A 25527-nucleotide genomic window follows, 5' to 3' on the forward strand; every position below is an offset into this window, starting at 1 on the left:
CGATGATTCGATGATTCGATTACTTCGCTACCGGCATCGTGAATTCGGCGCCCTTCGCAATGCTGTCGGGCCAGCGCTGCATCACGCTCTTGTAGCGCGTATAGAAGCGCACGCCTTCTTCGCCGTATGCGTGGTGATCGCCGAAGAGCGAGCGCTTCCAGCCGCCGAACGAGTGCCACGCCATCGGCACCGGAATGGGCACGTTGATGCCGACCATGCCGACCTTGATCTGACGCGAGAACGCGCGCGCGACGCCGCCATCCGTTGTGTAGCAAGACACGCCGTTGGCGAACTCATGCTTGTTGATGAGCTCGACCGCGCTCGCGAAATCCGGCACGCGCACGACGCAGAGCACCGGTCCGAAGATCTCTTCCTTATAGATGCTGCTGTCCGTCTTCACGTTGTCGAACAGGGTGCCGCCGAGAAAGAAGCCGTTCTCGTGCCCTTCGACCTTGTGGCCGCGCCCATCGACGACGAGCGTCGCGCCCGACTTCACGCCCGCGTCGATGTAGCCTTCGACTTTCGCGCGATGCGCGCCCGTGACGAGCGGACCCATTTCGGCATCGCTTTCCATGCCGTTCTTGATCACGAGCGATTTCACGCGCGGCGTGAGGCGTTCGATCAGCTCATCGGCGATGTGACCCACCGCGACCGCAACCGAAATCGCCATGCAGCGCTCGCCCGCCGAACCATACGCCGCGCCGATCAGCGCATCGACCGCCTGATCGAGATCCGCATCGGGCATCACGACGAGATGGTTCTTTGCGCCGCCCAGCGCCTGCACGCGCTTGCCGTGCTTCGTGCCTTCAGTGTGGATGTATTCGGCGATCGGCGTCGAGCCGACGAACGACAGCGCTTCGATATCCCCATGCGCGAGCAATGCGTCGACAGCGGTTTTATCGCCGTGCACGACGTTGAACACGCCATCTGGCAAGCCGGCTTCCGTCAGCAATTCCGCGAGACGAACCGATGCCGACGGATCGCGCTCCGATGGCTTCAACACGAAGGTATTGCCCGCCGCGATCGCGATGGGGAACATCCAGCACGGCACCATCATCGGGAAGTTGAAGGGCGTGATGCCCGCGACCACGCCGAGCGGCTGACGCAGGTTCCAGTTGTCGATACCGCCGCCGATCTGATCCGTGAAGTCGGTCTTGAGCAGATTGGGAATGCCGCACGCGAACTCGACGATCTCGATGCCGCGCATCACTTCGCCCTTGGCGTCGCTGAACACCTTGCCGTGCTCGCGCGTGATGATCTCGGCGAGTTCGTCGTGATGTTCGTCGAGCAGTTGCTTGAACTTGAAGAGCACGCGCGCACGCTTGATCGGCGCGGTTTCACTCCATTCGGGGAAAGCGGCTTTCGCGGCGGCCACGGCGGCATCCACTTCGGATGCGCCCGCCAGCGCCACGCGCGATGCGACGGCGCCCGTCGCCGGGTTGAACACGTCGCCGAAACGCTCGCTCGCGCCTTCGACCCGCTTGCCGCCGATGAAATGCGTCAACGCCGCGACGCGCGCTTCGCTTCGATGTGTCTCGCCCATGATGTCTCTCTTATATGTGTGAATAGCCCGAGCGTACTGCCGGATGCTTCCTCGAATCCAATGAGATATGTTCAACTGGGATATAAGAAGATTTAATATCAGGCGATGGACTACACCCTTTTGCGCGCCTTTCTCGCCGTCGCTCGTGAAGGCAATCTCACGCGCGCCGCGGCGCAATTGCATCTCACGCAGCCGGCTGTCAGTCTGCAGATCAAGAATCTGCAGGAGATGCTGGGCGTCGTGCTGTTCTCGCGGACGTCGCACGGTCTTCTGCTGACGCGCGACGGCGAAGCGCTTCTGCCGCACGCCGAACGCGCACTCACCGCCGCCGCCGACGTGCAGCGCGCTGCTGCTGCGCTGCGTCACGAAGTGAGCGGGACGCTTCGCATCGGCACGATTCTCGATCCCGAATTCCTGCGTCTCGGCGGCTTCCTGCGGCAACTGGTGGAGACGCATCCGCGTATCGAAACCTCGTTGCGGCACGGCATGTCGGGCTGGGTTCTGGAGCGCGTGAGGTCGCGCGATCTGGACGTCGGCTATTACATCGGCGATCCGGCCATCGACGGCACGCGCGACGGCGAGCGCTTCCACGTGGTCAGGCTGACGCCGTTTCTTTACCGCGTGCTCGCGCCGGCGGGCTGGCACAACCGCGTGAACAAGGGCAAGCGCAACTGGGCCGCGCTCGCCAAGCTGCCGTGGATCTGGACGCCCGCCGAGTCCGCCCACAACCGGCTGTTGTCGCGCATCTTCCGCGAGGCGGGCGCAATGCCGGTGATCGTCGCGGAAGTCGACCAGGAGCCGTCGATGCTCGATCTCGTCAAATCGGGCGTCGGCCTGTCACTCGTGCGGGATTCGATCGCGCTGGCGCAAGCGCATGCGCACGCGCTGACGATCGTCGAAGGCGTCACGGTGCCCACGCAGTTGTCTTTCGTCGCGCTGGCGGAGCGCCGCGAGGAACCGGCGATCGCCGCGGCGCTGCGGCTGATCGACGCGCAGTGGGCGGTTTGAGCCGACATCTCAGTGGAAATACCGAGTCCGCGCGCAAGTGCATTCAAGCGACCTTCATCGATTGTTTGCTAGGCTCGTCCATCCAACCGTGTTCGAGGAGCCTTCATGGCACGCAACATCGAAATCAAGGCGCGCGCGCATCAGTTCGACCAGCTGCGCGAACGGGCGGCCGCGCTCGCCACCGAAGCGCCGCTGGTTTTCCGCCAGCAAGACTTCTTCTACGACGTGCCGACCGGACGCCTCAAGCTGCGCCAGTTCGACGACGGCACGCCGTCCGAGCTGATCTTTTATCAGCGCGACGACCGCGACGGCCCGAAAGTCTCGTATTACTCGCGCAGCCCGGTCACGAATCCCGAAGCGATGCACGCGCTGCTCGCCCAGGCGCTGACGACGCGCGGCATCGTCTCGAAGGAGCGGCACGTGTATCTCGTCGGACGCACGCGCATTCATCTGGACCGCGTGGACGGCCTGGGCGATTTCATCGAGCTGGAAGTGCTCCTCGGCCAGGACGACGACGAAGCCGGCGGCGAACAGGAAGCGCACGCGATGTTCGCGCGCCTGGGCGTTGCGCAGACGGACCTCGTGCCGCTCGCTTACGTGGATCTGCTGAGCCCCGAGTCATCGCTCGCCAGATGAGAGAGCGGCAGCGGGCCGTTGCGCTTGAACGTCGTGAGCACGATGTTCGAGCGCACGCTGTCGACGCCCGGCACGCGCATCAGCTTTTTCATCACGAAACCTGACAGCGCGTTCAAATCCGGCGCGACGATGCGCAGCAGATAGTCGGCGTCGCCCACGGTCGCGTGGCATTCGAGCACTTCGGGCAGCATCTCGATCTGCTGCTGAAACTGCTCGATGATCGAATCGCCGTGATGCTTAAGCTTCAGGCTCGTGAACGCCGTTACGCCCAGGCCGAGCTTCTCCGGCCGCAGGACCACGCGATACCCTTCGATCACCCCCGTCGATTCCAGCCGCTGCAGCCGCCGCCCGATCTGCGACGGCGAAAGCGGCACTTGCTCGCCCAGTTGCTGATGCGTGGCGCGCCCGAACCGTTGAAGCACGTCGAGCAGGGCGAGGTCGAAATGGTCGAGTTCGAGCATGAGGCGGATGTGCGCTGTGGCGTGGATGAATGCGACTTTATCGCACTGATGACCAGAAGCTCACAAACCCTTTGCGCGAAAGGGCCGTTCAGCGCGTATTTGACGAATTGCTTACGGCGGCAAACAAAGTAACGCGCGTGTTACCAATCATGACATCGCGAAAGGCGAAAATCGCGCGAAATTCCGCGAAATCGGGAAAAACGAAAGCGTTAGAACAGGAAAAAGAAAGCTCAGACGTCAGCTAGCTTTCAGTCTTGGATACCATTCCTGAATTGCTCGTAAGCTTCCCACGCGGCGCGCGCGTCGTCGTCCAGTTGCTCGGGTGGCACGCCGGACTGACGCTGTACAATCAGCAGCGCATAGGGCCTGGACAACGCGCTCGCCTCCTTGCAAAGGCTGAGTTCGTCGCCGCTAGACGGAGAGCGGCCGCGCCAGTAGTTGATCGCGGCTTCGAGTTCGTTGATCGAGATGACAGCCATGTCCGGGCAGAAACACTTTCGGTGTACGGCGGCTCGCGCATTCCGGGATACGGTCGCGCGACGCCGCATGAGATATGAGATGTAAACCGCTCGAGCCCGCGCCGCCCCGTCGTGCATGTGAGCATGTCACCGACCGCCCCGCCCGCTTGAACTCAACCATTGTACTTGAGCGACTCCATGCGAATCCTTCTGATCGAAGACGACCGCCCCATCGCGCGCGGCATTCAAAGCAGCCTCGAACAATCCGGCTTCACGGTCGACATGGTCCACGACGGCATCTTCGCCGAGCAGGCGCTCGCGCAGAACCGCCATGAACTCGTCATTCTCGATCTGGGCTTGCCCGGCATCGACGGCATGACGCTGCTCTCGCGTTTTCGCCAGAGCAACCGCCATACGCCGGTGATCATCCTCACCGCGCGCGACGAGCTGCACGACCGCGTGCAAGGCCTGAACAGCGGCGCCGATGACTACATGCTGAAACCCTTCGAGCCGCAGGAACTCGAAGCGCGCATTCGCGCGGTGATGCGCCGCAGCGGCCCGCACGGCGACGTGCCGCGCCCCGAAGTGTCGCTGGGCGGCCTGCGGCTGTCGGGGGTCGATCGTCGCATCTTCAACGACGAACGTCCGCTCGAACTCTCGCCGCGTGAATTCGCCGTGCTCGAAATGCTGCTGCTGCGCCACGGCCGCGTCGTGAGCAAGGCGCAGTTGCAGGATCACCTGACCCACTTCGGCGGCGATCTCGGCGATACGGCGATCGAAGTGTATGTGCACCGCGTGCGCAAGAAACTCGAAAACACGCGCGTCGAGATCGTGACGGTGCGGGGCTTCGGCTATCTGCTTCAGGAGATCCGGCAAGCCGCGTAATGCTTCTGCCGTAGACCGCCTTGCGATTTCCCACCCGCCGTGCGAGCGATCAGCGTTTCGCCCGCGAAGACTGGCTCGATCTGGCTCGATCGACAGCCACCAGGACGCCGGCGCCCCCGAGCCTGCGGCGCACGCTGCTGCGCCGCCTCGCGGCGCCGCTGTCCCTGCTCGCGCTGATGAGCGGCCTCATGGCGTACTGGCTCGCCTGGCAGTACACGCAGCACGTCGTCGACCGCTCGCTCGCGGATCTGGCCACTGCCATTTCCAAGCAGATCCAGCTCGCGGGCGTCGATGCGCCCGTCACCGTCCCGCCGCTCGCGCAGGCGATGTTCTCCGATCCTGTCGAGCAGCTCATCTACCGCATCAGCACGGGCGATGAGGAAATCGCGGGCGAGCCCGATCTGCCGCTCACCGGCACCAACGTGCGGCGCATCCACTACGCGTATGTCTTCGAGACGCACTTCCAGGGCGTCTCCGTGCGCGCGGCGCAAGTGCGCGTGCCGCAGCCGACCGGCAATCCGATCGTCGTCGAAGTGGCGCAACGGGTCGGCTCGCGGTATCGGATCGCCGTGGAGTTTCTCATCGCGATCATGATGCCGCTCGCGCTGCTGCTGCTCGCGGGCTGGGTGATCGTGTGGCGCGTCGTGAATCAGCAATTGAACCCGCTCACCGATCTCGCCGACGCGCTCAACCAGCAGACGCACATCTCGCTCGAGCCCGTAGACGAGACTTATGTCCCCAGCGAAATCCGCCCGCTCACGAGCGCGATGAACGCCTTGCTCGTGCGCCTGCAGAGCGCGCTCGATGCGCAGCGCAAGTTCATCGCCGATGCCGCGCATCAACTGCGCACGCCGCTGACCGCGGTCAAGCTGCACGCGGAGCAGGCGCTCAGTTCGCGCGATCCCGACAAAGCGATCGAGGCGGTGAAGGAGTTGCGTGCATCGGCGGATCGCGCGGTGCGGCTTTCGAATCAACTGCTCTCTCTCGCGCGCGCCGAGCCGGGCGAACAGGCGGCGCGTTTCGCCGATTTCGACATCGCCGCGCTCGCCTTCGAAACCGGCGCGGAGTGGGTGCCGCGTGCGCTCGCCGCGCACGTCGATCTCGGCTTTCAGCGTCTCGACGACCCCGAGAACGAGCATCCGCTGATCGTGCGCGGCAACGTCGTGCTCGCCCGCGAAGTCCTGGCAAATCTGATCGACAACGCGCTCAAGTACATTCCGCCGTTTCGCATCGAAGGCGCGCGTATCACCATGACGGTCACGGAATGGCGCGACGCGAATGGCCGCCGCTTCGGCGAAGTCATCGTGGAGGACAACGGCCCGGGCGTGCCGCCGGATCAGCAGCCGGATCTCTTCAAGCGCTTCTTCCGCGGCGACGGACAAAGCGTGGAAGGCGGCGCGGGACTCGGGCTCGCGATCGTTCACGACATCATGGTGCTGCACGGCGGCACCGTGCACTATGAGGACGCGCCGGAAGGCGGCGCGCGCTTCATCGTGCGCATGCCGCTCAAGGAAGAGAAGCCGGCGGCGGAATGAAAAAGAGCCACGCGCTTGCGTGGCTCTTTCGCATCGACTCGACGCGCGCGCGACCTACTTTTTCTTCTTCTCCTTCTTCACCGCGAGCATCGTGCCGCGGCATTTCCTTGCGCCGCATCGGCACTCGTATTCCTGCTTGAGCTTCTTCGTGATGCGGCCGTCGATGACGAGCCCGTAGTCGTAGTTCAGTTCTTCATCCGGCTCGATGTCGCGCAACGCGTGAATGAACACGCGCCCTTCGACTTCCTCGGCCTCGCAATTCGGCGCGCACGAATGGTTGATGTACTTCGCGCTGTTCCCCTCGATCTTGCCGTCGATCACGCGGCCGTCGTCGAGTGCGAAGTAGAACGTGTGGTTCGGCTCTTCGGGGTTGTGCGGATGGCGGCGCAGCGCTTCCTTCCATGAAATGCGCTCGCCCTTGTATTCCATCACCTGCTCGCCCGCGGCAATCCGCTTCACGGCAAACACGCCCTTGCCATGCACGCCGGAGCGGCGAACGGTGACCCTGCGTGAACTCATCGAACGAATCCTTAAATAACGCTTCGCTCCCGCGCGATCGGGATGAACATCGGGATGAAAAAAAACGCGGTGGCCTCAAAAGGCGCCGCGTTCGCTCGGTTGAACGCTCGCGCTCAACAGACCGGTATCCTACACTCCCGGCGCGCGAATGCTCAACCGTCTGGACGATGTTCGAAACTTTTCAGCGTTGCCCGATGGTGATCTCGCCGAAGAGATTCTTCTGTTCGCGCGGCTGCGAGCGCCAGTACTGCGGCGGCGCGGTGACGGTTGCGCCGAGCTCGGCGGCGGCGTGCCACGGCCAGCGCGGATCGTAGAGCATCGCGCGCGCCATTGCGACGTAATCGGCCTTGCCGCTCCTGACGATTTCTTCCGCTTCCTTTGCCTCGGTGATCAGCCCGACGGCCACGGTGTTCACGCCCGTCGCTTCCTTCACGGCCTGCGCGAACGGCACCTGATAGCCCGACGACAACGGAATCTTCTGCAACGGCGAGACCCCGCCCGACGACACATCGACCCAGTCCACGCCGCGCTTTTTCAGCTCCGACGCGAACGCGATCGTATCCTCGATGCTCCATCCGCCTTCGACCCAATCGGTCGCGGAGACGCGCACGCCGACCGGCTTGTCGGCGGGAAACGCAGCGCGCACGGCGTCGAAGATTTCGAGCGGATACCGCATGCGGTTCTCGAGCGAGCCGCCGTATTCGTCGGTGCGCTGATTGGCGAGCGGCGACAGGAACTGATGCAGCAGGTAGCCATGCGCGCAGTGCACTTCGATGCCGTCGATGCCGAGCCGCGCCGCACGCTTCGCCGATGCGACGAACGCCTCCTTCACACGGATGAGGCCAGCGGCGTCGAGCGCGAGCGGCGGGGTCTCTTCAGGCTTGTGCGCAATGGCGGATGGCGCAAAGGTCATCCAGCCGCCATCGGCGACGGAGATCAGCTGCCCGCCTTCCCACGGCTTGCGGCTCGATGCCTTGCGGCCCGCGTGCGATAGCTGCATCGTCACCGCGATCTTCGAATACTGGCGGATCGCGGCAAGCACCGGACGCAGCGCGGCCTCGGTGACGTCGTCCCAAAGACCGAGATCACCCGGCGTGATGCGGCCGTCCGGCTCGACGGCGGTCGCCTCGATGAACAGCATGCCCGCGCCGGACAACGCGAGGTGGCCCAGATGGATCATGTGCCATGCCGTAGCCTCGCCGCGCTCGGCGGAGTATTGACACATCGGCGAGACGAAAATGCGGTTCGGGAGCTGGAGGCTGCGGAGGGTCGTGGGAGTGAACAGCGCGCTCATGGCGTGGCTCGTCGCTAGAAAGGAGCGATCGAGAATAGCACCGCGATTTCTTTCGTGCAGGGACGCGCACCGCGCGAGACGCGGCGCGATGATTCATACCATCACACGTTCAGCGCGCGTCCACCACGGCGAAGCGGTCGAGCCATTCGCCGAACATCGCGCGAGCGGCCCGTTCGAGTTTCGCGCCGTGACGCGCGGTGTCTTCGCGCAGTGAGGCGACCGTCGCGCCGCTGCGCGCGATATCGCCCGGGTACGTGACGAGCCAGCTCTCGAAGCGCTCCACGAGCACTTCGGGATGACACTGCAGCGCGAGAACGTGCTCGCCCCAGGAAAATGCCTGATGCGCGCAGAGATCGGTGGATGCGAGGAGCGTCGCGTCCTTGGGGAGATCGAAGGTATCGCCGTGCCAGTGAAAGACCGGAACGGGCGCGCCGTCGGCTTCGAGATGCCGCAGCGCGGACGCGCGTCCCGCGCCGGTCAGCTCGAGCGGCGACCAGCCGAGCTCCAGCTTGCCCGACGGATACACACGCGCACCGAGCGCCCGCGCGATCAGTTGCGAGCCGAGGCAGATGCCGATCGTCGGCAAGCCTGCCGCGATGCGCTTTTCGAGCATCGAAAGCAGCGGCGCGAGATGCGGATAATGCGCGTCGTCGCAAGCGCCGATCGGTCCGCCGAGCACGACGAGCAACGAAGGATCGAGCGGATTGGGCGCGTCGATACGGCCGCGTCCGACGTCCAGATAGCGCACGAGATGGCCGCGATCGCCGAGCACGTGTTCGAGGCTGCCCAGATCTTCGAAATAGACGTGGCGAATCGCCAGGACTTCATGTTTCATCGGCGGCTTTCCCGGGACGGAGTAGTGACGAGCCGGGCCTCGCGGCGAGGCGCGACGGGCACAGTCTAACCGACTCGCCGCGGCCTCACAGCGCCGGATGCCGCCAGATGGCTTTTTACCCGCGCAGCCTGATTCAGGCGACTTGGGCGAAGACCTTCCAGCTCTTCTTCTGCGTGGCGACGTCGGCTTCTTCGTATACCGAACAGTCGAGACGCAGATCCGTGTCCGCCATGTCGATCTGCAGAAGCGCGCAGTGATGCGGCGTCTTCTTCGGATTCTTGCTCGCCTCGAAGTGCGAGCAGGAGAGACACATGCGGTGCGCCGGAATCTGCTGCTGCGATTCGAGCTGACGGATTGTCTTGAGCAGCGTGCGATAGAACGCCACCTGCTCGTCCTCGCGCAGCGTGCCGACCGCCTTCGCGAGGAAGTCCGGCCATTGCAGTGCCTTCTTCGCAGCCGTGCGGCCACGCGCGGTCAGACGCACCGCGAGCGCGCGGCCGTCGTCGAGCGCGCGGCGCTTTTCGACGAGACCCTTGCCTTCGAGCGTGCTCACCGCATCGCTCGTCGTGGCGGCGGTCAGCGCCGTTTCACGTGCGATCTCGCCGAGGCGCATCGGCCCCTTGCGCTGCATCAGCAGAACGAGAATTTCACCCTGGGTCGGCGTCAGCCCCGCGCCTTCCGCCCATTCCCATGCCTGGCTGCGCATCGCGGTGCTCAGCCTCAGCAGGCCGTGGGTCACCCGCCCCGTCGCCTGCTCTCCGTAAACGCCTTCACTCATAGTCTTTCGCTTGTTGTTCCGCTTATGTGTTCTGACGGCACGTTCGCGGCAACCACCGCGAACACCTCGTTCGAAACGCCGCCCGCAGAAAGTACTCCGAACCCCTTGCGAACTGCCCTTCGTTCCAGGTCCCCGCCGTCTCAAAATTCAGGCGTGCCAAGCCAATTAGCGGTGCCTGAATGGGGACGTTGCAACCCTCTTCGTTATGCGCCGTCTTATGGTCCTGCTCGTGGCGCTGTTTTCTTGCCGACTATAACGCCATGCCAGCAAAGTCGCCATTCTAAGCGACATAGAACAAACGTACACCTTAATTATCCACGCAGAACTGTGGATAACCCGTGGAAAAGAGTCTTCTTTGATGTGGGCGTATTCTTGATAACACTTCCCCTCGCGTCGGACACCTTTCCGTTGTCCAGAATCCTCGTCGCGACGCCACACGCGGGCCGCATGGTTATCATCGCGCTAGCTCGTTGACTCTGCACCTCTTTTTGACGTTTTCCACAGCGTCGGGGAAGACTTGTTAACTACTATTACGGATGTATACGGACTTCTTGAAGTAAACCTTAGCGTCGCTGAATCGGTTTTTCTTCCAACGTTGCCGCGAGCGCTTTATGCACATTGCTCGTCATGCACATGTTTCATACGGCCCAAAGATAAAGGCCGCTTCGTAAGCTTCTCGAAGCGGCCTTTCGTCATGATTCGCCGATTCGCGTCGGCGTAAGCGCAGCGTTATCGGCGCCACTGCAGGCATTGCTGCCTGACCGCCTCGTGCAGCGATTTTTCCTTGTCCACCACGCCGCGTAGCCAGGTCGCGTCGTTGACGCCGCGCGCGATATCGGCCACCTCCGCGAGCGCGGCCTGTGAGCCGAGCGCTTCGGCATGCGGAGCGAGCACGTCGAGCGTCGCGAGAATGTCCTCGCCGATGGTGCGCCGCTCGCCCGTCTGCGGATGGATGCACGTGCCTTCCAGTCCGAAGCGGCACGCCTCGAAGCGGTTGAACGTGTAGACCAGATAGTCGTCCTCGCGCGGCGTCAGCGGTTTGTCGAGCAGCAGATAGCGCGACAGCGTCTGGATGTAGCAGGCGATCGCGGCCGCCCTGTCGACGGAAAGCGGCGTGTCCATCACGCGCACTTCGATCGTTCCGAAGCCGGGCTTCGGCCGGATGTCCCAGTAGAAGTCCTTCATGCTGTTGACGACGCCCGTATTGACCATCTTCGAGAAGTATTCCTCGAAGCCGTCCCAGGTCAGCACGAAGGGCGCGCGCCCCGACAGCGGAAACGCGAACACCGAGTTCAGACGCGCCGAGTGGAACCCCGTGTCGACACCCTGGATGTATGGCGACGACGCTGAAAGCGCGATGAAATGCGGGATGTAGCGAGACATCGAGTGCAGCAGGAAGAGCGCGCTGTTCGGATCGGGACAACCGATGTGGACGTGCTGGCCGAACACCGTGAACTGCTTGGCGAGGTATCCGTACAGTTCGGAGATGTACTGGAAGCGCGGCGCGTCGTAGATCTGACGATCGCTCCATTGCTGGAACGCGTGCGTGCCGCCGCCCGCGAGCCCGACGTTGAGCTGATCCGCCGCGGCGACGAGCGTATCGCGGATCTTGCGAAGGTCCGTGACAGCCTGCTCGTGCGTCGTGCAGATACCGGTCGAAAGCTCGATCATGCTTTCGGTGATTTCAGGCGTGATGTTGCCCGGAATTTTTTCGTCCTTGATGAGACGCATGAGGTCCGACGCGGCGCGGGTCAGATCGTAGTCGTGCGTGTTGACGACCTGGATCTCCAGCTCGACGCCGAACGTGAACGGTTCGGAGTTGATGAAAGGTTCGAGTGCCATGGCGCCTCTTGAATAATCAATGCATGAGTCAAGCGGGCGCGATCACTCGCGCCGCTCGCCGACTGCCGACAGGCTGCGGTAGACCACGAAGGGCGAGACTATCTGCAGCACGACGATCGAGCACATGATGATCGCGCGCAGCGTCGGGTCGTAGTCCGGATAGAGAACGTACATGTCGTCGACGAGCACGTACGCCAGCGCCGACATCGGCGTCAGCGCGACGCCGAGCGCCGCGCCCTGCTTCCAGTCGAGCCCGCTCGGCTTCGCGAAAATCAGCACGCCGACGAGCTTGCCGACGAAACGCGCAACGATCAGCCCGAGCGCCGCGACGCCGCCGAGCGCGATATCGCGCCAGTGAAACGGCGTGAGCGTCAGCGCAAAAAGAATCACGGTCAGGAGCCATCCGGCGGAGCCGAAGTGCGACGGCCAGAGTTGCGGACGTTCGTCGGCGTTTTTCACGATGATGCCCGCGGCGAGCAGCGCGAGAATCGTCGACAGCTTGAAGATATGCGCGACCGCGATCGCCAGCAGCACGAGCCCGAAGAGCGCGACGAACGAATGCTCGTCGTTCGCGGGCAGGCGCCGCACCAGCAGATTGCAGGCGCGCGCGAGCAGGAACGCGAGCACGAGCGAGCCGATCAGCAGATAGAGCGGCTGCAGGATCGTCGCGAGCGCGTTGCCGTAGATTTCCTGATGCAGCACGCCCGCCGCGAGCTTCTCGACGATCACCGCATACATGCTGTTGAGCGCGGTCAGCGTCAGCAGACGTTGCGTGACCTGGCCTTCCGCGCGCAGTTCGGTCTTCAACTGGATGACCATCGCGGGCGACGTCGCCATCGCAATGGCCGCGATCACGACCGAGGGCATCGTCGGCACGTTGAGCAATGTCAGCGCGATCAGCACGAGGCCGAACGTCAGCGTCGATTCGGCGATGCTCGACAAGATCAGATACGGATTGCGACGGATCCAGCGCAGATCGAGCCGCCCACCCAATTCGAAGAGCAGCAGCCCGAGCGCGACATCGAGCAGCGGCCGCGACAGGCCGGCCGCGCTTGCGTCGATCACACCGAGACCCGCGTTACCGGCGATCAGCCCGATCACCGCGAACCCGGTGATGCGCGGCAAGCGCCACGCGCGCCATAACAGCTCGCCGGCGAGCCCCGCCGTAATGAGCGCGAGACCGGCCCAGAAAATGGCGTCGGGTTCGAGCGGCCAGACGGGCAAAAATGAAAATGCCGAATTCATCGTATTGGCTTCTCCTTCGTTGCTGCAGCAGAGCGTGCACGTTCCGTTGCGTGACTCGCATCGACGGCGCGCGCTCGCGGGCGAGGCGCATCGGGCCCGCTATGCGAGCGTTGGTTCATTCAGGCGAAACGAAATGCGAACGAACACGGCGTCACGTCAGGACGTGCACGGATTAGACGACGCGTTCGGCTAGCTGCGATGCGCCCTGCATGCCCTCGATGTCGCACCGGAGAACTCGGATCCGTGTGACATGGGTAACGCATGCGGCGCCCGCTCGAATGCCGGGCCGAACACAGCAAACGACGGCGCGGCTTCGTTGATCAGATTCTTGGCTCGCAACCATCGTTCCAATGAAGCGGTCGCCGTCCGAACGGCGCGACGCAGGAAGAAGCGCGATTGTGCCATACCTCCGTTGCCCTGACAGAAAGTCCAAGCTCCTGATTCTTATGAAGTAAAAGCGACTGCCGGGCTCGAAGCAGGATGGAAAGGCTGACCGCTCGCCGTTATCGGGACGTTCGGATTTCTGGTTTATGCCTGACCGATGGCTTCGTCTTCAGGTGTTTACAGGTTTACTGTATATAAACGTAGTAGTAGTTAACAAGAGGCTGCGTCTTCTGTGGATAACCCATCTTTCGTCTTTACATTCAATCATTTGGATAAAGCAGAAGCGGGCCGTAAACACGTTGGCGCGGCGCGGCCAACCCGGAACAACTTTGGCGCGCGTAAACCGGAAGTCCAGGTTGTCCCGTTTACGTGCACATCGCGTTCACACGACTTCCACCTGCAATTAGACGGGTTATCCACAACGTGCCGGGGACAACTATGTCGAGCCGATTTCTCCGTGACGGAGCGCTCTGAGCAAAAAGCGGGCTGGGTCGACGGCGTCCGCGAGTTCGCGCTCGATGAGCCACGGTTCTCCTTCAATCTGCGACGCGATCAGCTCGGCCGCGAGCGTCGCCCAGACGAGCCCGCGCGAGCCGAATGCGAATGCGCCGTAAAGACCGGGCATGCGCGGCAGATCGAGCGGCCACGCGCCCGAGAGTTGAGGCGCATCGCGGCGCGCGGCGCTTTCGTCGGCAAGCTGGCCGATCATCGGCATGCGGTCGCTCGTCACGCAGCGGAACGCGACGCGCCCCGCGCGGATTTGCTTCGGCGCGAGCGCTAGATCCGGCAACATCCCCGCGACGCGCTCGATGTTCTCCAGATGCCCGGCTTCGCGAATATCCCGGTCGGGATCGTCGATGTCATAGGTCGCGCCGATGAGCGCGCCGTCCGCGCCGAGCGGCACCGCGTAGCCTTCGCCGATAACCGGCGCACGCAGGGCATCGAGCGCGGATGAATCGAGCACGGTGAGCTGGCCGCGCACGCTGCGTGTCGGCGCGCCATACAGACCGGCGAGCCGCGCGGCATCGTGAGCGTTGGCGAGCACCATCACCGGCGCGCTCGCGATCTCGCCGCCGCTCGTATCGAACGCGCTCCAGATGCGGCCATCGTGCGCAATGCGCGTTACGTCGGTTTCCATGCGCAGCGTGATCCGGGCAGCGGCGTCGGCGAGTTGCGCTGTGCAAACGGCCGCAGGCGAGATCGCACCGCCGCGCGGAAAGAACCAGCCGCCGCGCGCGACATCGACGCCCGCGATGCGCGATGCATCGGCGCGCGTCGTCGGCTGCACGTATTCAGATGGATACGCGAAGCGCGCGATGGCGGCGGCGAGCGCAGTGGCGTCTTCGGGCGTGTCGGCGATCTGTAGCAAACCCGCGGGGCTGCGCAGCAAGTCGTGATGTGCGTCTTCGAGCGCCTGCCATCGGCGCAATGCGTAGAGAAAGCCCGCGCGCGTGAGGCGGGCGGCGACACTGTCGTCGCGCCAGACGATAGGATGAAACACGCCCGCCGGATTGCCCGATGCATCGCGCGCGGGCAACGCGTGACGATCGATCAGCGTGACGTGCCAGCCGCGCCCGGCGAGCCGCGCGCTCACGGCACAGCCCGCGAGTCCCGCGCCGATGACGACGGCCTCGCGCGCGCTCGCAGCGCAAGGAAGCGGCGGTTCGTGGCGGCGCACGCGCCAGCGCGGCGCGAAGCGTGCGACGAGCCGTGCGTCCGCCGCCGCCGACGAGCACTCGAAGCCCGACGATTCCAGCGCGCGGCGCATCGGCAAATGAAGCGGCCCGGATGCGTTCGCGCAGACTGTCGCGCCGTCGCCGGCAAAGCGCGCGAGCGATTTGCATAGGGCGCGTGGATCGTCGGTCGCTTCGAGATGGAAGGCATCGGCGCGTAGCCAGAGTTTCGACAGCATCGCCTGCGCGTCGTCGCCAATGGCGAGCGTGAGCACCACGCGTCCTTCGTCGAACTCCAGCCGATGCATGCCTGCCACGCGCATCGGCCACGCGCGTGCAAGCTCGGCCGCGAGCGGCGATGCGTCATCGGTCGATGGTGGATCGTCCAGCGCCTTTAGCGTCGCAATCGCCACGACGTGCAACCGGTCGCAACGCTCTTCGTCGTCGCGCCAGCGCTGCCAGAGCGGGAGGAAGGCGCTGAATGTCATATCGACGAAGGTGAAGACGCGCGTGCGCCGCCAGCGCGCGGGAAGATCGTGCGGCGCGAAAAACAGAGATTCGGTCATGCGACAGGGGAAGACACGTCAAGCGGAAGACGACTTGGCCAAGGTCCGCGCGGCGCCGTTCGGGGCGTCTTCGATCGTCAGCGGCTCGAGCGCGTAGCCCGCCGCGCGCCATGCCGCGAGGCCGCCGAGCAGCGGCGCGACATCGGTGAAGCCGTGCGCGGCGAGTTCCTTGGCGGCAAGCGCGGCGGACACTTCGCTCGGGCAGTCGCAGTACGTCACGAGCTTGCGGTCGCGGGCGATACCGGCGAGCTGCGATGCGGCGTCGTCGTGCAGGAGCAGCGCGCCGGGAATGGCGAACGGATCCATCGCGCGGCGTTCGCGGCGGCGCACGTCGATGACGAGCGGCGGCGGTTCGCCATCGAGCAGCGCGCGCAGCATCGCGATATCGATGCGCGCCATGCGCAGCCTCCGCAACAGCGACACGCGCTGCCACCAGCGCATGGCGAGATAGAGCGCGAGCGCGATGATCGCAAGCACGACCACGCCGCGCCCGAACAGGTCGAGCCAGGCGAGCATGCGATCGACGAGATCGGCGAACATCGCGCCGAACGCGACGCCGATGCCGGACCACAACAATGCGCCGAGCGCGTCATACAAGAGAAAGCTGCCGAAGCCGATGCCGGTCGCGCCCGCGACGGGTATCGCGAGCGTCGACAGGCCGGGGATGAATTTGGACAGGGCGAGAATGCGCACGCCGAAGCGCCCGAAGAAGTCGAGGCTGCGGTTCACGCAGGTATCGCGCGAGATCGAGATCTTGCACATGAAGGCAAGCACGCGGCTGCCGTAGCGACGCCCGAGCCAGAACCAGAGCGTGTCGCCGATGAGCGCGGCCATGCTGGCCGTGACGACGATCGCCAAGAGCGGCCCCCATGCAGCCGACGGAAAGCCCGAAGGCACGCCCGTTGCGAAGCTCGCGGAGACCGTGATCGCACCCGTCAGAATCAGTGTGGGCAAGGCTGGGAGCGGCAAGCCGAGGCATTCGAGCAGAACGTTGGCAAAAACCAACGGCAGGCCGTATTCGATGATCAGCTCGCGTAGCATGGATCGGACCCAGTTGTTCTGCGCCAAAAAAAACCGCCGCGAGCCTCAAAAATATAAGGGTAAATCTTTGAAACCCTTATCCTGATTGGGTTTGCGCTGCGCTATCATACCAAGCGCCGCGTATAGAGGCGGCGTGAAGGCGACGAAGTGAAGCAATGCCGTTGAGATGGCGCGTAACACCGCCGATTCCCCGGTCGGCCGCGCCAGAAGGCCGTCGCTACTCGACTGCACGGCTTGCGCACGTATAATCGGCGCGTTCGCGCTGTTCGTGTCAACCTAAACTGATAAAGGAACCTTAATGAACAAACAGGAATTGATCGACGCCGTAGCCGCTCAGACCGGCGCCAGCAAGGCTCAAACCGGCGAAACGCTGGACACGTTGCTCGAAGTGATCAAGAAGGCTGTATCGAAAGGTGACGCAGTTCAGTTGATCGGCTTCGGCAGCTTCGGCTCGGGAAAGCGCGCAGCGCGCACCGGCCGCAACCCGAAGACTGGCGAGTCCATCAAGATTCCGGCCGCGAAGACGGTCAAGTTTACGGCTGGCAAGGCATTCAAGGACGCAGTGAACAAGCGGTAAGCTTCTTGCCGATTGTGCGGCTACTCGAAGTAGCCAGTTATACATAACCCGCCTTCGGCGGGTTTTTTTTTCGGCTGCGCATCTCGTTGGCGGGCTCGACGTTGCATCGAGCCGTTCACGCTTCAATGCCGATGATCCTCGCAATTGCAATCGGGACCATGATCGTGGTGGTCGTTATCATGATCGTGATCGTGGTCGTGCTCTTCGACGTCCCAAGCGGGAAACGGATCGGCGAAGCGATGCCAGCCATCGAGGCCGAGCGCCCATTCGTCGTCGGTCAGAAGGCATGCATCGAACCTGGCCTGCCATGCGGTGCGGTCGAGGTTCTCGCCGATCAGCACCAGTTCCTGCCGGCGATCGCCGATGCTGTTGTCGTCCGGGTCGCCATACCATTCCGCAACGATCTCCGCTTCGAGCTCGGGGTCGTCGATCGGCCATTCGCTGCGATCTTGCGCGGCCCACCACAACCCCGCCGGACCGTGCCGCACGGTCCCGCCCGCTTGCGACAGCGAGCCGCCGACATCGCTTCGCGTCGCGAGCCAGAAGAAGCCTTTCGCCCGCAGGACACCGGGCCATTCCTGATGCAGCAGGTTCCACAGGCGCTCGGGATGAAACGGCCGGCGTGCGCGATACACATAATGGCCGATGCCGGAGGCATCGGGCTCGTCGCTCGCCGCGTGCTCGCCGTTGAGAATCGCAAGCCACCCGGGCGCGCTCGCGGTCGCATCGAAATCGAAGCGGCCGGTGTTCAGCACGTCGCCGGAAGACACGTTGCCGGATTGCGCCCGCACTTGAAGCGCGCGCGGATTGAGCCCGTGCAGGATGCGCGCGATCCTTTCCACTTCGTCCGCGCCGGCGAGATCGATCTTGTTGATGACGATGACATCGCAGAACTCGATCTGCTCGATGAGGGTCTCGACGACTGTCTGGTCGTCTTCGTCGCCGTGGCTTTCTTGCGAGAGACCGCGCTCGGCGAGCGAGTCCGAAGACGCATAGTCGCGCAGGAAGGTCGCGGCATCGATCACGGTCACGAACGTATCGAGATGCGCGCGGCCCGCGAGCGTCGCGTCGTCGTCATCGCCGAATGCGAGATGCTCGGCGATCGTGATCGGATTCGCGATGCCCGACGATTCGACGATGATCGCATCGAAGCGCTGCTGTTCCGCGATCCAGGTGATCGCGCTTTCGAGCGTCTCCATCGATGGGTCGCCGAGCGTCAGCACGAGGCAGCCGTTGGGCAAGTCGGTGGTTTCGCGTTCCGCGCCGGACGCGGCCTTGCCGCATGTCACGGCGCCGATGCGGATTCCTTCGGCGTTGGCGAGCAAGGCATCGACGAGCGTGGTCTTACCCGCGCCGATGAATCCCGATAGCACGGTAATGGGCAATGGCGTCTGGTTCATCGCAGTGAGCGTGACGGAGGAAGGGAGCGCGCGAGCGCGAGCCCGCGCTGCCGTTCGGGCGGCGCGGGCGATCGAATAGGGGATTTTGCATCAAATGCGCGCCGGACGCGGCGCGTGTGCGAGTAGCGCGCCTTGGGTCAGCGCGTGGCCTGAAGCAGCTTCCAGCGACGCAGGATCTCGATGATCTGCGCCGAGTACTTGTCGCGTAGCGCGGGTGTTTCGGAATGGTAAGCACCGACCGCCTGCCACGAATTGCCGTACTTGTTCATTTTCTGGCGCAGATGCCAGGCGGCGACATACACGCTCTTGCACGGCTCCATCAGCGTGCCGCTGGAAATGCCGTACTGCGCCAGCGTGTTGAGATGGATCGAATTGATCTGCATCAGCCCGTAGTCGGTCGAGCCGTTGGCGTTCTTGTTGATGGCGTCAGGCTTGTTGTGCGATTCCTGCCAGGCGATCGCGCGCAGGATGAGCGGATTGACCTTCTGATACTTCGCGGCTTCGTCGAAGCAGTCCGCATGTGCGGAGGCGGCCGCCGTGAGCGGCCCGCATATCGCAAGTAGTCGCAATATTCTCTTCATCTTCCTTCTACTCCATCCGCAGATGCGGAACGTCATGCCGCCGTTGCGGCGCCTTGGCGCCAACGCCAACAAATCAACGCCCGCGGCCGGACTGCATGGGGAAAACCCGCCCATTTCGCAACCGCCCGGAATGCGGAACCGACCGTATCATACCGGCTGACGAATCAGACCATAAGTTGGCTATCAGACATACGCCCGGTGCAGCGCCGGAAGCCCGCTTGCGCGGGAACACATCGGACCGTCAATCAGGTGTGATCTAAATGTATGAATAATAAGACTTCTGGACGGGGTACAATTCGGCTCCCGCGTGCATCGGCCGACCTCTGGAAGCGTCCAGGTACGGTCTATCGGCAAGTTTTTTGAAAGCTTGAGGGCGCTGGAAAACGTAGCGAAGTCGACAGCCAGGCGTCATCTGATCCGGAACGAATTGGCACATTTTCGTTACATTAAGCTGTTATCGTCATATTTTTTAAAATGATCGCGATGTTCCGGGCCTGTGCGTCCCACATCGCGGTTGGCAGCGCTCTCGGCTGACGGGCGGTGCTGCCTTGGCTGGCTCCCCCGAGACCCGGCTCTGACATCACATTCATGAGAAGACAACCTATGGCACTGCGTCGTATCGCGACGGCACTGCTGGCGGCGGGACTTATCGTCGCGCAAGCCGCGCACGCGCAAGTGACGCTGAATTTCGTCAATGCGGACATCGACCAGGTCGCGAAGGCGATCGGCGCCGCTACCGGCAAAACGATCATCGTCGATCCCCGGGTGAAGGGGCAACTCAACCTGGTCTCGGAGAATGCGGTTCCCGAGGATCAGGCGCTCAAGACGCTCCAGTCGTCGCTGCGCATGCAGGGTTTCGCGCTCGTGCAGGATCACGGCGTCCTGAAGGTCGTGCCCGAAGCCGACGCGAAGCTGCAGGGCGTGCCCACGTATGTCGGCAACGCGCCGGCCGCGCGCGGCGATCAGGTGATCACGCAGGTCTTTCAACTGCGTAACGAATCGGCGAACAATCTTTTGCCGGTGCTGCGTCCGCTCATTTCGCCGAACAACACCATCGCGGCCTATCCGGCGAACAACACGCTCGTCGTCACGGACTACGCCGACAACGTGCGCCGCATCGCGGGCATCATCGCGGGTGTCGATACGGCGGCCGGCCGCTCGGTCGATGTGGTCACGCTGAAGAACGCGAACGCCATCGACGTTGCCGAGCAGATGAACAAGCTGCTCGATCCCGGCGCGATCGGCAGCACCGACGCCACGCTCAAAGTCACCGTCACGCCCGATGCGCGCACCAATTCGCTGATGTTCCGCGCGTCCAGCAGCTCGCGTCTCGCCGCAGCGAAGCAACTGGCGCAGAAGCTCGATTCTCCGACTTCGCAACCGGGCAACATGCACGTCGTGGCGCTGCGCAATGCCGACGCGACGCGTCTCGCCAAGACGCTGCGCGGCATGATGGGCAAGGGCAACAATACTTCGGACAACACGTCGGGCTCGAACTCCAGCTCGAATTCGTTCGGTCAGAGCGGCGGCGGTCTCGGCAGTTCGTCGATGTCCACCGGCACGGCCGGCACGCCGCCTTTGCCCGGCGGTCTCGGCGGCACCTCGGGCAGCAGCAACAATCCGATGTCGGGCGGCGCCGGCAACCGCGACTCGAGCTTCTCGTCGAACAAGGACAACGAGTCCGGCAACGACCAGGGCGGCGGCATGATCCAGGCCGATGCCGCAACGAACTCGCTGATCATCACCGCTGCGGACCCGGTCTATCGAAACCTGCGCGCCGTGATCGATCAGCTCGACGCGCGCCGCGCGCAGGTCTACATCGAGGCGTTGATCGTCGAATTGTCCGCGACCACCGGCGCGAACCTCGGCATTCAGTGGCAGGGCCTCCTGCTGTCGAACGGCGGCAACAACGCGCTCTACGGCAGTTCGAGCTTCGGTCAGGGCAACACGAACATCGTCGATCTGACCTTGCAGGGCAACGCGATCGCACAGAATCCGTCGGCCATCACGTCGACCACCGGCCTGCTCGCGCAGGGCCTCAACATCGGCTTGCTGCACCGCTTCGGCAACCTCTTCGGCCTCGGCGGGCTGTTGCAGGCGCTGTCGACATCGGCGGATGCGAACATCCTTTCGACGCCGAACCTGATTACGCTCGACAACGAGGAAGCGAAGATCGTCGTCGGCCAGAACGTGCCGGTCGTGACGGGTTCCTACGCGACGCCGACCGCGAACGCGGCCACCTCGGTCACCGCGTTCAACACGTTCGACCGGCGCGACGTCGGCGTGACGCTGCATGTGAAGCCGCAGATCACCGATGGCGGCGTGCTCAAGATGCAGATCTATCAGGAAGATTCGAGCGTCGATGCGACCACGAAGAACGATCCGGGCGGCGTGACGATCAATACGCGCTCGGTGCAGTCGACCATCCTCGCGGATGACGGTGAAATCGTCGTGCTCGGCGGCCTGATGCAGGACCAGTACAACAATAACAACAGCAAGATTCCGCTGCTCGGCGACATTCCGTTCATCGGCAGCCTGTTCAGAAGCGAAAGCAAGACGCGCACGAAAACCAACCTCATGGTGTTCCTGCGCCCGGTGATCGTGCGCGATCAGGCAACCTCGACGCAGATCACCAACACGCGCTACGAGTATCTGCGTCAGCAGCAGTACGGCTCGACGACGGACAACCGTCTCATCAAGGATCAGAATGTGCCGGTGATGCCGCCGAAACCGATTGGTCCGAGCGAAGGCGGCGGCGTCCCGGCGCAAAATCTGCTGGACTGGAGCAACACGACACGCGGCCCCGGCCCGAGCACGACGCTGCCGCAGAACCCGGAAGCAGGTCCGGCGCCGCAGCCGATGCAATCCGCGCCGCAATCGACGCCGCCGCCGCAGGGCAGCTATCCGCTTCCCGCGAACGGCGCGACCAACGCCATGCCGGGCAACGCAGCGACCAACACCCTGCCGGGTAACGCCGCGACGAACGGCCAACAGGGAGCCCGGCCGTGAGCATGGTCAACGATGCGGTCGAGAGCGCGAGCAGCGCGGCGTCGCCGCTGGCGGCGGCCCGCCTCGTGCCCTACGGCTTCGCGCGCAGCGGGCAGATCTTGCTCGCGCATCGGCACGCGGACAGCATCGAGGTATGGATCAGCGAGCGGACGACCGACGCGGCGCTCGCTGAAGTCGCGCGCAATTTCGGCGCGCTGTCGATCGTGCGCAAGCCCGCCGACGAGCTCGCCGCGGCGATCAATTCGGCATACGCGCGCAACGACGGCAGCGCGGCGCAGGTGGTCGGCGAAGTGGAAGGCGAAGTCGATCTGTCGCGTTTGATGCAGGACATTCCCGAAGTCGAGGATCTGCTCGAATCCGAGGACGACGCGCCGATCATCCGTATGATCAACGCGCTGCTCACGCAGGCGGCGCGCGAGCAGGCATCGGATATTCACATCGAGCCGTTCGAGAACGCGTCAGTGGTGCGCTTTCGCGTCGACGGCACGCTGCGCGATGTCGTGCGTCCGAAGAAAGCGCTGCACGGCGCGCTGATCTCGCGCATCAAGATCATGGCGCAGCTCGATATCGCTGAAAAACGATTGCCGCAGGACGGCCGCATCACGTTGCGCGTGGGCGGACGTCCCGTCGACGTGCGGGTTTCCACGCTGCCGACCGGCCACGGCGAGCGCGCGGTGCTGCGTCTGCTGGAAAAGGACGCGCAGCGCCTGAATCTCGAAACGCTCGGCATGGCGCGCGACACGCTCGTCCACTTCGACAAGCTGATCGGCAAGCCGCACGGCATCGTGCTCGTCACCGGCCCGACCGGTTCCGGCAAGACAACCACGCTCTATGCGTCGATGTCGCGGCTGGAGACCACGACCACCAACATCATGACGGTGGAAGACCCGATCGAATACGACCTGTCGGGCATCGGGCAGACGCAGGTGAACGAGCGCATCGGCATGACCTTCGCGCGCGCGCTGCGCTCGATCCTTCGCCAGGATCCGGACATCATCATGATCGGTGAAATCCGCGATCTCGAAACCGCGCAGATCGCGGTGCAGGCTTCGCTAACCGGCCACCTCGTGCTCGCGACGCTGCACACGAACGACGCTGCCTCTGCCGTCACGCGTCTCACCGACATGGGCGTGGAGCCGTATCTGCTGGCGTCGTCGCTGCTCGGCGTGCTCGCGCAGCGGCTCGTGCGCCAGCTCTGTCCGGTCTGCAAGGAAGAGCGCGTCGAGGAAGACGGCACGAAGCGCTACCATCCGGTCGGCTGCGAGCGATGCGGCCAGTCGGGTTATGTCGGCCGTCGCGGTGTCTACGAACTGCTTCTGATCGACGACGCGATCCGCCCGCTCATCCATCGCAACGCGGCGGATGCGGAGATTCTCGAGGCAGGCCGCAAGCAAGGCATGCGCACGCTGCGCGAGGACGGCGACCGCTGGCTCGCCGCCGGCGTGACGTCGCTGGAAGAAGTGCTGCGCGTGACGGGCGGAGAGTAACGGTATGCCGGCCTTTCGTTTCGAAGCGATCGACCACGCGGGCAAGACGCAGAAAGGCGTGCTCGATGCCGACAGCGCCCGCGCCGCGCGCAGCCAGTTGCGCACGCAGGGGCTGACGCCGCTCGTCGTCGAGGCGGCGGGCACGCGCACGCGCGGCGAGCGCCAGCAGCGGCTGTCGCTCGGGCGGCGTCTGTCGCAGCGCGAACAGGCGATTCTCACGCGCCAGCTCGCCAGTCTCCTGATCGCCGGTCTGCCGCTCGGCGAGACGCTCGCGGTGCTGACGGAGCAGTCCGAGCGCGATTACATCCGCGAACTGATGGCCGCGATCCGCGCCGAAGTGCTCGGCGGCCATTCCTTCGCCAACGCGCTCGCGCAGCATCCGAAGGACTTTCCGGAGATCTATCGCGCGCTCGTCGCGGCGGGCGAGCACACCGGCAAGCTCGGCCTCGTGCTGTCGCGTCTTGCGGACTACATCGAACAGCGTAACGCGCTCAAGCAGAAGATCATTCTGGCGTTCACGTATCCGGGCATCGTGACGATCATCGCGTTCGGCATCGTCACGTTCCTGCTGAGCTATGTCGTGCCGCAGGTCGTGAACGTGTTCGCGAGCACGAAGCAGGCGCTGCCTTTCCTGACCGTCATGATGATGGCGCTCTCGTCCTTCGTCCGAAGTTACTGGTGGGCGGTGCTGATCGGCGTCGTGATATTCGCGTGGCTGGTGAAGAGCATCCTCGCGCGGCCCGGCCCGCGCATGTCGTTCGACCGCTGGCTGCTCGGCGCGCCGCTCATCGGGAAGCTGGTGCGCGGCTACAACACGGTGCGCTTCGCCAGCACGCTCGCGATCCTGACCGCCGCGGGCGTGCCGATCCTGCGCGCGCTGCAGGCTGCGGGCGAAACGCTCAGCAACACGGCGATGCGCGAGAACGTCGACGACGCGATCGTGCGGGTGCGCGAGGGCTCGTCGCTGTCGCGCGCGCTCGGCAACACGAAGACGTTTCCGCCCGTGCTGGTTCACCTGATCCGCTCGGGCGAGGCGACGGGTGACGTCACCACGATGCTCGACCGCGCTTCCGAAGGCGAAGCGCGCGAGCTCGAACGGCGCACGATGTTCCTCACGAGCCTGCTCGAGCCGCTGCTGATTCTGGCGATGGGCGGCGTCGTGCTGGTGATCGTGCTCGCCGTGATGTTGCCGATCATCGAACTGAATAATCTGGTGCAGTGATGAACGCCCTTCAAACTCGCTTACTGACGCTCGCCGCGCTCGCGCTCTTCTGCGTGACGGTAACGTACTGGGTCGTCACGCTGACCTCGCGGCAGACCGCGCCGCTGCCCGCCGCGGCCGCGACGCGTGCTCCGTCGGTCGAGCAGGCTGCGACCATTTTCGGTGGACGGCTGGAACGTCAGGCCAATTCGGATGTGCATCTGTTCGGGATTCTCGCGTTGCAGGGCGGCGCGGCGGCCATCGTGAGCTACGGCGGCGAAGCGGCGAAGGCCGTGTCGCTGGGCGGGCCGCTCACGCAAGGCGTGAAGCTCTCCGAAGTGCGCGCGCGTTCGATCATCATCGATCGCAACGGCGTGAAGTCGGAGATCTTCCTGCCGCCGAATCCGCCCGGACCGACGATCTGGGTGCGCTGAGCGCGACGCGATGCCTCGCTCGGGCAGAAATCACGCGACGAAAGCGGATCGATAGAATGACCGGCGGCTTCCGAAAGACAGGAAGCCGCGCGATTTTTCCAATCATCACCGGGCATGAGCCCGGAAACGATATTT

22 protein-coding genes are annotated in these 25527 nt (G+C 64.1%); 9 read left to right on the forward strand and 13 right to left on the reverse strand.

The features are described 5' to 3' along the window. Positions 1-19: 19 nt before the first annotated feature. Positions 20-1543, reverse strand: coding sequence for a CoA-acylating methylmalonate-semialdehyde dehydrogenase (locus NCT32_RS13695; RefSeq protein WP_250490409.1), 1524 nt, complete (start codon positions 1541-1543; stop codon positions 20-22). A 105-nt stretch (positions 1544-1648) separates the two neighbouring features. On the opposite strand from NCT32_RS13695, the gene NCT32_RS13700 reads away from it, so the two are divergent. Together NCT32_RS13700 and NCT32_RS13705 are read left to right on the forward strand one after the other, a co-directional pair. After that, complete coding sequence (locus NCT32_RS13700) at positions 1649-2551, forward strand: LysR family transcriptional regulator (protein ID WP_061116607.1); 903 nt, start codon at positions 1649-1651, stop codon at positions 2549-2551. A gap of 105 nt (positions 2552-2656) precedes the next feature. Continuing rightward, a complete protein-coding gene (locus NCT32_RS13705; protein WP_061116608.1) occupies positions 2657-3187 on the forward strand; it encodes a class IV adenylate cyclase in 531 nt (176 codons plus the stop codon). Here the strand turns inward: NCT32_RS13705 and NCT32_RS13710 are convergent. After that, complete coding sequence (locus tag NCT32_RS13710) at positions 3145-3648, reverse strand: Lrp/AsnC family transcriptional regulator (RefSeq protein WP_061116609.1); 504 nt, start codon at positions 3646-3648, stop codon at positions 3145-3147. The genes NCT32_RS13705 and NCT32_RS13710 overlap by 43 nt on opposite strands. 248 nt (positions 3649-3896) lie before the next feature. Continuing rightward, positions 3897-4127, reverse strand: coding sequence for a DUF3717 domain-containing protein (locus tag NCT32_RS13715; RefSeq protein ID WP_061116914.1), 231 nt, complete (start codon positions 4125-4127; stop codon positions 3897-3899). Between the two features lie 177 nt (positions 4128-4304). On the opposite strand from NCT32_RS13715, the gene NCT32_RS13720 reads away from it, so the two are divergent. Both NCT32_RS13720 and NCT32_RS13725 read left to right on the forward strand, forming a co-directional pair. Further along, the gene (locus NCT32_RS13720; RefSeq protein WP_014192702.1) at positions 4305-4991 is read left to right on the forward strand and encodes a response regulator transcription factor; all 687 of its coding nucleotides are present in this window, start codon (positions 4305-4307) and stop codon (positions 4989-4991) included. 80 nt (positions 4992-5071) lie between these two features. Then, positions 5072-6526, forward strand: a complete 1455-nt coding sequence (locus tag NCT32_RS13725; protein WP_061116915.1) for a sensor histidine kinase — start codon at positions 5072-5074, stop codon at positions 6524-6526. 54 nt (positions 6527-6580) lie between these two features. On the opposite strand, the gene NCT32_RS13730 is transcribed toward NCT32_RS13725, so the two are convergent. From NCT32_RS13730 to NCT32_RS13765, 8 genes are all read right to left on the reverse strand, one after another. Continuing rightward, on the reverse strand, positions 6581-7045 hold the full coding sequence (locus NCT32_RS13730) for an SET domain-containing protein (protein WP_061116610.1): 465 nt from the start codon (positions 7043-7045) through the stop codon (positions 6581-6583). Between the two features lie 181 nt (positions 7046-7226). Next, on the reverse strand, positions 7227-8339 hold the full coding sequence (locus tag NCT32_RS13735; protein WP_061116611.1) for an NADH:flavin oxidoreductase/NADH oxidase: 1113 nt from the start codon (positions 8337-8339) through the stop codon (positions 7227-7229). Between the two features lie 109 nt (positions 8340-8448). After that, the gene (locus NCT32_RS13740; RefSeq protein ID WP_061116612.1) at positions 8449-9174 is read right to left on the reverse strand and encodes a glutamine amidotransferase; all 726 of its coding nucleotides are present in this window, start codon (positions 9172-9174) and stop codon (positions 8449-8451) included. A 133-nt stretch (positions 9175-9307) separates the two neighbouring features. Beyond that, positions 9308-9952 carry a MarR family winged helix-turn-helix transcriptional regulator gene (locus tag NCT32_RS13745; RefSeq protein ID WP_061116613.1) on the reverse strand — a complete coding sequence of 215 codons (645 nt, stop codon included), beginning with the start codon at positions 9950-9952 and terminating at the stop codon, positions 9308-9310. A 729-nt stretch (positions 9953-10681) separates the two neighbouring features. Further along, positions 10682-11794: a YbdK family carboxylate-amine ligase gene (locus NCT32_RS13750; protein ID WP_061116614.1), complete on the reverse strand. Its 1113-nt coding sequence runs from the start codon at positions 11792-11794 to the stop codon at positions 10682-10684. A gap of 42 nt (positions 11795-11836) precedes the next feature. Next, positions 11837-13039, reverse strand: coding sequence for a cation:proton antiporter (locus NCT32_RS13755; RefSeq protein WP_061116615.1), 1203 nt, complete (start codon positions 13037-13039; stop codon positions 11837-11839). A gap of 820 nt (positions 13040-13859) precedes the next feature. Next, positions 13860-15662 carry a bifunctional tRNA (5-methylaminomethyl-2-thiouridine)(34)-methyltransferase MnmD/FAD-dependent 5-carboxymethylaminomethyl-2-thiouridine(34) oxidoreductase MnmC gene (mnmC, locus tag NCT32_RS13760; RefSeq protein WP_061116616.1) on the reverse strand — a complete coding sequence of 601 codons (1803 nt, stop codon included), beginning with the start codon at positions 15660-15662 and terminating at the stop codon, positions 13860-13862. A gap of 18 nt (positions 15663-15680) precedes the next feature. After that, positions 15681-16703, reverse strand: coding sequence for a VTT domain-containing protein (locus NCT32_RS13765; RefSeq protein WP_250490410.1), 1023 nt, complete (start codon positions 16701-16703; stop codon positions 15681-15683). Positions 16704-17001: 298 nt separating this feature from the next. Here NCT32_RS13765 and NCT32_RS13770 point away from each other — a divergent pair, with 298 nt between their 5' ends. Next, the gene (locus NCT32_RS13770) at positions 17002-17280 is read left to right on the forward strand and encodes an HU family DNA-binding protein (protein WP_008352404.1); all 279 of its coding nucleotides are present in this window, start codon (positions 17002-17004) and stop codon (positions 17278-17280) included. Positions 17281-17402: 122 nt separating this feature from the next. Here NCT32_RS13770 and NCT32_RS13775 read toward each other — a convergent pair whose 3' ends face one another. Together NCT32_RS13775 and NCT32_RS13780 are read right to left on the reverse strand one after the other, a co-directional pair. Continuing rightward, a complete protein-coding gene (locus NCT32_RS13775; protein ID WP_061116618.1) occupies positions 17403-18680 on the reverse strand; it encodes a GTP-binding protein in 1278 nt (425 codons plus the stop codon). 137 nt (positions 18681-18817) lie between these two features. Further along, positions 18818-19261 carry a lytic transglycosylase domain-containing protein gene (locus NCT32_RS13780; protein WP_061116619.1) on the reverse strand — a complete coding sequence of 148 codons (444 nt, stop codon included), beginning with the start codon at positions 19259-19261 and terminating at the stop codon, positions 18818-18820. A 603-nt stretch (positions 19262-19864) separates the two neighbouring features. On the opposite strand from NCT32_RS13780, the gene gspD reads away from it, so the two are divergent. The 4 genes from gspD to NCT32_RS13800 are packed head-to-tail and all read left to right on the forward strand — an operon-like array spanning position 19865 to position 25392. Next, positions 19865-22270 (forward strand): type II secretion system secretin GspD, encoded by a 2406-nt coding sequence (gene gspD / locus NCT32_RS13785; RefSeq protein ID WP_250477237.1) that lies wholly within the window; start codon positions 19865-19867, stop codon positions 22268-22270. Positions 22271-22272: 2 nt separating this feature from the next. Then, positions 22273-23757, forward strand: a complete 1485-nt coding sequence (gspE, locus tag NCT32_RS13790) for a type II secretion system ATPase GspE (RefSeq protein ID WP_061116621.1) — start codon at positions 22273-22275, stop codon at positions 23755-23757. Between the two features lie 4 nt (positions 23758-23761). Continuing rightward, entirely contained in the window at positions 23762-24979 is a 1218-nt protein-coding gene (gspF, locus tag NCT32_RS13795; RefSeq protein WP_061116622.1) for a type II secretion system inner membrane protein GspF, read from the forward strand. Continuing rightward, the gene (locus NCT32_RS13800; RefSeq protein ID WP_061116623.1) at positions 24979-25392 is read left to right on the forward strand and encodes a hypothetical protein; all 414 of its coding nucleotides are present in this window, start codon (positions 24979-24981) and stop codon (positions 25390-25392) included. The genes gspF and NCT32_RS13800 overlap by 1 nt, the downstream gene beginning before the upstream one ends. Positions 25393-25527 lie beyond the last annotated feature (135 nt).

The organism is Caballeronia sp. INML2 (assembly GCF_023631365.1).
Classification (GTDB): domain Bacteria; phylum Pseudomonadota; class Gammaproteobacteria; order Burkholderiales; family Burkholderiaceae; genus Caballeronia; species Caballeronia turbans.

Bases quoted from the DNA above. Each gene is read 5' to 3' on its own strand.
- NCT32_RS13695 (WP_250490409.1), bottom strand. From the start codon at position 1,543: ATGGGCGAGACACATCGAAGCGAAGCGCGCGTCGCGGCGTTGACGCAT.
- NCT32_RS13700 (WP_061116607.1), top strand. From the start codon at position 1,649: ATGGACTACACCCTTTTGCGCGCCTTTCTCGCCGTCGCTCGTGAAGGC.
- NCT32_RS13705 (WP_061116608.1), top strand. From the start codon at position 2,657: ATGGCACGCAACATCGAAATCAAGGCGCGCGCGCATCAGTTCGACCAG.
- NCT32_RS13710 (WP_061116609.1), bottom strand. From the start codon at position 3,648: ATGCTCGAACTCGACCATTTCGACCTCGCCCTGCTCGACGTGCTTCAA.
- NCT32_RS13715 (WP_061116914.1), bottom strand. From the start codon at position 4,127: ATGGCTGTCATCTCGATCAACGAACTCGAAGCCGCGATCAACTACTGG.
- NCT32_RS13720 (WP_014192702.1), top strand. From the start codon at position 4,305: ATGCGAATCCTTCTGATCGAAGACGACCGCCCCATCGCGCGCGGCATT.
- NCT32_RS13730 (WP_061116610.1), bottom strand. From the start codon at position 7,045: ATGAGTTCACGCAGGGTCACCGTTCGCCGCTCCGGCGTGCATGGCAAG.
- NCT32_RS13735 (WP_061116611.1), bottom strand. From the start codon at position 8,339: ATGAGCGCGCTGTTCACTCCCACGACCCTCCGCAGCCTCCAGCTCCCG.
- NCT32_RS13740 (WP_061116612.1), bottom strand. From the start codon at position 9,174: ATGAAACATGAAGTCCTGGCGATTCGCCACGTCTATTTCGAAGATCTG.
- NCT32_RS13745 (WP_061116613.1), bottom strand. From the start codon at position 9,952: ATGAGTGAAGGCGTTTACGGAGAGCAGGCGACGGGGCGGGTGACCCAC.
- NCT32_RS13750 (WP_061116614.1), bottom strand. From the start codon at position 11,794: ATGGCACTCGAACCTTTCATCAACTCCGAACCGTTCACGTTCGGCGTC.
- NCT32_RS13755 (WP_061116615.1), bottom strand. From the start codon at position 13,039: ATGAATTCGGCATTTTCATTTTTGCCCGTCTGGCCGCTCGAACCCGAC.
- mnmC (WP_061116616.1), bottom strand. From the start codon at position 15,662: ATGACCGAATCTCTGTTTTTCGCGCCGCACGATCTTCCCGCGCGCTGG.
- NCT32_RS13765 (WP_250490410.1), bottom strand. From the start codon at position 16,703: ATGCTACGCGAGCTGATCATCGAATACGGCCTGCCGTTGGTTTTTGCC.
- NCT32_RS13770 (WP_008352404.1), top strand. From the start codon at position 17,002: ATGAACAAACAGGAATTGATCGACGCCGTAGCCGCTCAGACCGGCGCC.
- NCT32_RS13775 (WP_061116618.1), bottom strand. From the start codon at position 18,680: ATGAACCAGACGCCATTGCCCATTACCGTGCTATCGGGATTCATCGGC.
- NCT32_RS13780 (WP_061116619.1), bottom strand. From the start codon at position 19,261: ATGAAGAGAATATTGCGACTACTTGCGATATGCGGGCCGCTCACGGCG.
- gspD (WP_250477237.1), top strand. From the start codon at position 19,865: ATGGCACTGCGTCGTATCGCGACGGCACTGCTGGCGGCGGGACTTATC.
- gspE (WP_061116621.1), top strand. From the start codon at position 22,273: ATGGTCAACGATGCGGTCGAGAGCGCGAGCAGCGCGGCGTCGCCGCTG.
- gspF (WP_061116622.1), top strand. From the start codon at position 23,762: ATGCCGGCCTTTCGTTTCGAAGCGATCGACCACGCGGGCAAGACGCAG.
- NCT32_RS13800 (WP_061116623.1), top strand. From the start codon at position 24,979: ATGAACGCCCTTCAAACTCGCTTACTGACGCTCGCCGCGCTCGCGCTC.